This is a genomic window from Priestia sp. 179-F W1.4 NHS, from assembly GCF_045369295.1.
GTDB lineage: Bacteria > Bacillota > Bacilli > Bacillales > Bacillaceae_H > Priestia > Priestia zanthoxyli.
Window position 1 is genome coordinate 1 of record NZ_JBIQFF010000035.1, and the last position, 7,357, is coordinate 7,357.

Annotated in this window: 8 protein-coding genes; 6 read left to right on the forward strand and 2 right to left on the reverse strand. The window is 34.9% G+C overall.

Translation table 11 applies throughout. From position 1 onward, the window contains the following. Positions 1 to 370 precede the first annotated feature (370 nt). The 4 genes from ACH0CI_RS27720 to ACH0CI_RS27735 all read left to right on the forward strand — a co-directional run bounded on the left by ACH0CI_RS27720 (position 371) and on the right by ACH0CI_RS27735 (position 3,873). Positions 371 to 910 (forward strand): shikimate kinase, encoded by a 540-nt coding sequence (locus tag ACH0CI_RS27720; RefSeq protein ID WP_228307915.1) that lies wholly within the window; start codon positions 371 to 373, stop codon positions 908 to 910. A gap of 956 nt (positions 911 to 1,866) precedes the next feature. Further along, positions 1,867 to 2,718: a helix-turn-helix domain-containing protein gene (locus ACH0CI_RS27725; RefSeq protein WP_335577138.1), complete on the forward strand. Its 852-nt coding sequence runs from the start codon at positions 1,867 to 1,869 to the stop codon at positions 2,716 to 2,718. Between the two features lie 193 nt (positions 2,719 to 2,911). Then, positions 2,912 to 3,544, forward strand: a complete 633-nt coding sequence (locus ACH0CI_RS27730) for a DUF3967 domain-containing protein (protein ID WP_335427079.1) — start codon at positions 2,912 to 2,914, stop codon at positions 3,542 to 3,544. Between the two features lie 53 nt (positions 3,545 to 3,597). Further along, the gene (locus tag ACH0CI_RS27735; RefSeq protein ID WP_335427078.1) at positions 3,598 to 3,873 is read left to right on the forward strand and encodes a hypothetical protein; all 276 of its coding nucleotides are present in this window, start codon (positions 3,598 to 3,600) and stop codon (positions 3,871 to 3,873) included. 97 nt (positions 3,874 to 3,970) lie between these two features. On the opposite strand, the gene ACH0CI_RS27740 is transcribed toward ACH0CI_RS27735, so the two are convergent. Further along, positions 3,971 to 4,282 (reverse strand): NIP7 pre-PUA domain-containing protein, encoded by a 312-nt coding sequence (locus tag ACH0CI_RS27740; RefSeq protein ID WP_335577139.1) that lies wholly within the window; start codon positions 4,280 to 4,282, stop codon positions 3,971 to 3,973. A gap of 375 nt (positions 4,283 to 4,657) precedes the next feature. On the opposite strand from ACH0CI_RS27740, the gene mobQ reads away from it, so the two are divergent. Continuing rightward, the gene (gene mobQ, locus ACH0CI_RS27745) at positions 4,658 to 6,646 is read left to right on the forward strand and encodes a MobQ family relaxase (protein WP_406902614.1); all 1,989 of its coding nucleotides are present in this window, start codon (positions 4,658 to 4,660) and stop codon (positions 6,644 to 6,646) included. A 186-nt stretch (positions 6,647 to 6,832) separates the two neighbouring features. Next, complete coding sequence (locus tag ACH0CI_RS27750; protein ID WP_406902616.1) at positions 6,833 to 7,015, forward strand: gamma-type small acid-soluble spore protein; 183 nt, start codon at positions 6,833 to 6,835, stop codon at positions 7,013 to 7,015. Positions 7,016 to 7,249: 234 nt separating this feature from the next. Here the strand turns inward: ACH0CI_RS27750 and ACH0CI_RS27755 are convergent. After that, a partial coding sequence (locus tag ACH0CI_RS27755) for a helix-turn-helix domain-containing protein (RefSeq protein ID WP_406902617.1) occupies positions 7,250 to 7,357 on the reverse strand: 108 nt, incomplete at its 5' end.

Below are 7,357 nucleotides of genomic sequence, written 5' to 3' on the forward strand. Positions count from 1 at the left end.
ATAAAAGATAAAATGATTCCTATGTAAATAAATGCATTCACAGAGACTACTTTCTGTGAATGCATTTATTTACATAGAGCAAACTACTCATGATGTGGCAAGCATCATCTCTGAAATGCCAATTAGAGAAAAAAACTACCTTCCCAACTCTAGAGGTAGTTTTTTTCTGTTTTTAGGCTTTATATCATATGCAAAGTTAGTTAACATAATGCTTTTTATCAGAAGTAAATACTTAGTATAGCAGCAGGATTAAGCCTGCTGTTATTTTATATTGATTCTAGAAAAATAATAATGTCCCAGATAATGGACATATACATAACAGTGATTAGGACAGTAATTTAACTGTCAATTCCAAAGAGGAGGGTAAAACTTGTCTAAGATATGTATTATTGGAAATGGTTGTGCAGGAAAGACTACTCTAGGGAAAAAGTTAAGCCAAGATCTTTCACTTCCATTCTTTGAAATGGATGAAAAACTCAAATTTTTAAAAACAACTCCTTCTCCTACCAGGCAACAAATCAGACATTTTTCAAGAGAATTAAACAAATTATTGGATAAAGACACATGGGTAGTAGAAGGTTGGGGTTATAAAGAAACTTATGAAGAAAGATTTAAAAAAGCAGATATTATTATCTTTCTAGACGTACCTTTTCAAGTTTGCTTAGAGAGATGTCATAAAAGATTAGGTTCAAGTAATTTAGAAAATTTAAAACGAGGCGTAACAAAGTTAAACATATTCGATAAACATGTACGTCCATTGCTATTAAAGCTAATCCAGAAATATAAAAATGAACCTAAAAAAATAATCCTAAAGATTGATCAGGATTTCAAATATGAAGATGTATTGAGACAAATTAACATGAATACAGTGCCTATTAATAAGCAGTCTGAATATCAAACCATAATTTGAGCAAACTATTCAAGATGAATTGTATCATCACTTTACGACTACCTTTCAATAAACAGAAAAAGCTACTATTGAGCTGGTAGCTTTTTTTGTTTTTATGCTGTATATCATATACAAATCTAGTTAACATAATGTCTCTTTTAGGAACACATACAAAAAGAGAACCCTTAGTAGGTAAGGGTTCTTCAAGAGGCACTCTTTATGAATTATGCAGCTTTTTATACATCCTTGATTTATCAACGTTTGGCCTCGGGCTGAGTGACAAATAGATGCATAAAAAGCGCACCCTTTATGCATATGCTTCACACCCCAAAAATAGCATTTCGAACCTCATTATGTTACACTTTAAGTCCAATAATTGTTCATCCCATAGTGATGAACCCTTACAAAAGAGCAACCTCATTTCTAAATGATGAGGTTGCTTCTTTTATTTTGAAATTTGTATGACAAGTTTTGCTTTATTATGTTACACTAGGATAGCTAACAACCTAATCTAAACTTTTCTTTTACTTTTGCAAAGGAAAATTCCTAAACAAAAAAGAGCAACCTTCCCCAATGCCAGTTGAGATAGGGTTGCTCTTTTTTTATTTAATAAGAAAACATAAAAATCTATTTCACAAGATGCAGAAAAAAACTGATATATGCTTAAATTATCTAAAAATTCCATTGTTAAACTTGGTAGAGTTTGCTATGATTAAATCAATTACATGATCGGAAAATCGAAAAAGGCAAAGCGTGTTGTCGAAGGATTAGGGCCCTTCTTCAACCGTCCACCGTAAACACACTACGGTAAACACCTGCTTCACCTTTTCTTTAGTGTAATTCTATGTTCATTTTACGATAGAATTACATGAAAAACAAGGGGAAGTTCTATACTCTTTTATCATTTTAAAAGACGTGTTTACCTGTAAAACGGTATCACGTCTTTTTTCGTTTTCCATAAAAGGGAGCGAATAAAAATGGCAAAAGAAAAAATTGAGATTATTGCAAGTGTAGAAACATACGAAAACTTATCATCCTTTAAGTCTATTGAAGAGCTAAATGAAACAGTAAGATCTCACGTAGAGATGCATAAAAACACCCTAAAGAAAACTCACATTGCAGTACTAAAAGTCTTACATGGACATTCAGCGAAACACCTAGGTGTTTCTTTCTTAACAAAAAACAACATTGGCAAATTAGTTGGTAAAAGTCGCGCTACTATTATTCGTGTGTGTAAACATTTAGAGGATTTAGGAATTATTAAGCAACTAGAAATGAAACGCAGAAGTGACATGAAACAAACAAGTAATGCTATCATTATTCAACCAATCCAAAAAGACGAACCAACCAAAGAAAATCATCAAATTCAACAAAATACAACACAAGAAAATTCAAAAATGCAACACCAAGAAAACAAAACCTTTTTAAAACAAATACATAATATTAAACATCTAAATATGAGTAAAACAACATCTAACCGTAAACCTTATATAAAAATGGTTCCTAAAAGACTTCAACAATATCAAGCTTTTTTTGGTAATCAAATTAAGTCTCTATACGGACGTATTTGGCTTGCAATGAAGAACTTTGGTGTATCAGTTGATAGATCTATCATGCAAGATATTGCTCATATTGCTTTTGATAAACTTGTAGATTACATAAAACAAGGACGTAACCTTTCTACTGAAGAAATGCATAAATTAGCTTATACCATTGCCTATAATCAGCTTTTAGAACGTGATGACACAAAAGCAATGGCAAACTTTGTAGATAGTTTTATTGAACGGACTAAACACCTTAAAAACTACCCTTTACACTCAGGCGTATAAGGGATGGCCGCCCAAGCAAAGAGTCCCTTTATGAAAATAATCTAAAACTAGACTTCTTAGAAATTAATATGAATTCTAAGTGAGATGGCCGTTGTTCATCACGGCATTCTTTAAATATATTCGTTTGCCAGTTCTTTAATTGAAGGGCTAATATAATGTCATGACGAATGAATTAGAGAGGGGGCATGACGTTATGTCTGATACGAATAACTTTGTTTATAAAACGGGTGAAGTTTTAAAGAGGTTAAATCTCAAAGACTCTGTCTTTAAAAAATACGTTTTTAGCCTTGAAAAAGAAGGGTATTCTTTTCAGAGAAACAATTTAGGACATCGTCTTTTTACAGAGGAAGACATAAAAGCTTTGGAGATGTTTTTAGAGCTAATCAGTTATGACGGTATGACCATTGAGTCCGTAGCAAGGAAGATAGGGACGGCCAACAAGAAACAAATAGAGCCGATGGGTCATGATGTCATGACTGGAAACGACATAGATGGTCATGACGTCATGACCGAAAAAGATGCTAGTAGTCATGACGCTATGACGCTAATGAGTGTACTTTTAAAAGAGCAAGAACAGCGCTTTGTAAGGCTTCTTGAGGATCAAGAACAAACATTTAAAAATGAGATACAAGCTATTAAAGATAATCAAACCCAAGAAGTTTATGAGTTAAAAAAGACATTGCTTGAAAGAATGGATGACGATGGCGGAACTGAAAAAAGAGACGAGATCCTTATTCAAGTTATGCGGGACATTAGGGAAACCAAAAAAATGGTGGCTGCTTCCCAGCAAGAAAGCAAAAAGAAGTGGTGGGAGTTTTGGAGATAACATACCAGACTAATATATAAGTGTCAGTTACAACAAAAATGAGGTGATGGAAAATGAGGATTAAATTTGAAGAGCCAGTTACACCTGAACTTATTGCCAGTACATTACAAGGGTTGATGGACGAGTATGAGGTAAGTCTCTCAAAAACGAATTTATATGTTAATTTCCGGAATGCTGATGGAGAGTTAGTGACGTTAGTAGATAGTAATGGGGATGAGATTGAAGGAGTTATAGTCAAAAAACCAAAAACTCAAAAGCCAAAAAAGAAAGAAATAACAGACAATCTAGTTGAGTTTCCAAATAAAGAACGAGAAATTGATATTGAGTAGTATAAGAAATACAAGGTTTCAAATTGGCTATTTTAGCTTGAATAAACTACTCAAACTAAAATAGCCAATTTGAAACTCTTATAATTTACAATATAGATTATTCTTTAGCAGTAGCTACTTCAGCTTCTGCTTTATTTTTTTCTTTTACAACTACATCATGATGCAAAATCTTATCTTTATTTTTTCCTACATAAGATTGCAGTGCCTTCGCAATCTTTTCTGCTTCTTCTTCACTTTGAATCTCAAAGTATTTCTCAAAAATCGCGCCGACTTGAATAAGTCGTCTTGTTCTTTCTTTTCTCTCTTTTTCCTTTTTACGCGCTTCAACTTGTTGTTTCTTCGCTTTCATCTTCTCAATTTTCTCTTCTAACTCCTGAAGAATCTCCTCATCTGTTCGCTTCTTTGGCACCATCCTCATCTCCTTTTTATGTTCTCTAATGTTTGAATTGATTATATCAAAAATTGAGATAAATTGGTATCCTTAGCATAGATTCTCTCACCAGGATATGGTATAATTCCCTTAGATCGAAGAGATAAGGGCGCACTTATACATCGTACCGATGTGTGCGGTTCCTTCGGAACAAAAAGACAAAACCAAAGACCCATTCGCCTAGATGGCGAATTTCATAAAAACTGTTTGCCTATCGGCAAAGATGAAACCACCATCTGACACCTTCGGTGTTCAGGATGATGGTTTCATCAAAAGCGTTGATTAGCGCACCTTGTGCTCTTATCAACTTATTCCTAAACTACTAACCCATTCTCGAGAAAGGAGGAAAGAATTATGGCTATCTACCATCTATCGATGCAAATTATCAGTCGTTCAAAAGGACAATCAGCTGTCGCTGCAGCTGCTTATCGCAGTGGTGAAAAACTACATGATGAACGTACAGACGAGCAAAAGTTTTATGCTCGTAACGTGCAACCAGAAACCATGATTCTGACTCCTACTAATGCGCCAGAATGGATGAAAGATCGTAACCGTTTATGGAATGAAGTTGAAAAAGTAGAGAAGCGCAAAGACTCACAGTTAGCACGCGAATTAAACATTGCGTTGCCAATTGAACTGAATCAAGACCAACAAAAAGAACTCATTCAGTCTTTTGCACAACGTGAGTTTGTTCAAAAAGGAATGGTGGCCGACATCGCCATCCATCGTGACGATGCGAATAATCCTCACGCTCACATTATGTTAACTATGAGAAATCTTGATGAGAATGGTTTCGGCAAGAAGAATCGTGATTGGAATGCTGACTTTGCGAATGCCAAAGAAAACAACCGTGGGTACGTTAAAAACAGCGAAGGCTGCTTATCTATTCGTGAACAATGGGCGAATTATGCCAACAAAGCGTTGGAGAAAGCCCAAAGCAACGAGCGCATCACGAACCTTTCTCATGAGAGTCGTGGCCTTGAAGTTCTTCCAACCATCCATTTAGGCCATGTCGCTCACGACATGGAGAAGAAGGGGAAACAAAGCGAGCGCGGCCAAGTTAACCGGGAGCGCCAAGAATACAATCAAGTAGTTATCGACTTACAGACTTACCGTCGCCAAAAAGAAGCTCATCTACAAAAAATGAAAGAAAAAGAGAAGCAATTTAGCTTCTCTACAGAAGTTGAAAAAACACAGATTCAAAAGGCTGCATCTCTTTTAAATCAACAAGTGGTTTCCTTAGACGATATCTACAAACGCCATGGCGAATTACGTAAAATGAGTGATCGTCATGACCCAATTGAACGCCATTTTCATGTTCAACAGCAACAATTCCTGAACGTCAGCAGTTATTATGACAGTATGCGGGCTCTGAAGCATGAAATTAAGCAGAATGAAGAGAAAGTAGATGAACTCAAGGGATCGCTTAATCCGTTTAAACTGAAAGAAAATAATATGTTAAAACGTCGTTATCTTGATAAAATCTCTGACCTTGAAAGCAATAAAGCAAACTATGAAAGCAGCATTGAAAAGTATAAAGAATCTCTACGTTTTTCAAATGAAGAAGAGTTCTATGAACGCTATCAAGAGTTCTCTCAACAAAAAGAGAATCGTATGCATCAAATTAAATACGAGAAAAAGCAAATTCAAGTGGAAACGAAAGTATTGTTACAAGCAGAAGAAGCCATTAAAATGGCTAAGATCCGTGAGGTAAGCTCACATTATCCTGATTTAAAAACAGCCGGACAATATTTAAGCTATGACAATGCCTTAAAACTAGAGAAACATATCGACATGGCCAAAAAGACGCCAGTAACATTAGAAGTCATTGAAAAAGCAATTGGGAATCAGAAAGAAGAGTTATACAAACTAAAGAAAAATGTAAAAATCTTCGAAACAGAAAAAGATTATCTAGATACGATGAAGAATCAAGTTGCGAGCCTTGAAAAAGCAGAGAAAGAACTTGATCAACTAAGTAATAGTCCTGGTGAGACAGCTAAACGATTGGTTTCAAAAAAATCACGTCTACACTATGAAGAATTACAGTACGAAGCCAATCATTATAAAGAGAACCTTAACGAAAAAGGGTATAAAGGACCGGATGATTTAAACAAGCGACAAAGCGAAATTAGAGAGCTTGAGAAAGATGTCATCCCAGCTATAGAAAAGCAGATAAAAACCAAAGAGCAGGTCATAGGAACGATTTCAGGCATCTTTGATGCGATCCAACAAGCTACTCGTAGTGAAGAGCAAGCTCTGCAAAAACAGCAGCAACAGCTTAGAAGATTTAGAAGTAGCTCCATAAATAAATCTAAAGACCAAGGTCATGATTTTTCTCGTTAACAAACTAATTGCCTTAAGGCAATTCAAACCAACTTTAAGTTGGTTATCTATAGCTTTTAAAGAAATTGCATTTCCTTGTAGTAATGTTCCCTATCTGTACTGGAATTCTCATGTTTTTCTTACCAAATGATTTTAAGGATACTGCCCTTTCACTTGGATATATTAATTCTTGTGGAGGTGATAGTAATGGAAAACAAATATTCTAACACGACAGCTTCAGGCACAGATATTCAACATGTGAAGCAAAAAAACGCTCAAGCATCTTCTGGTAAATACGGTACAGAATTTGCTAGTGAGACTGACGTACAACACGTTAAACGTCAAAATGCTCAAGCTTCTGCGAACAAAAACCAAAATTCTAGTAAATAACAGAGTGTAAATGAAAAGGGTTCTTCCAATGACTATGGAAGAACCCTTTTGTATAATCAATCTTCTTTTAATTACCACAAAAATGTTACATATTAGCTCTAACTTTGAACAAACTACTAGATAAGCATTGTAAACTCCACTTACAATCTAATGTACAAGTAGAAAAAGCTATCAGCCCTTAGGATAGCTTTTTTGTTTTTGATCTGAAATAAAACGAAGTATGAGGAAAATATATTAATCCTCTTTTTCCTCATTTGCTTGATACTCTAAAATATCTCCTGGTTGGCAATCCAATGCTTTACAAATTTCTTCAAGTGTTGAAAATCTAACTGCTTTTGCTTT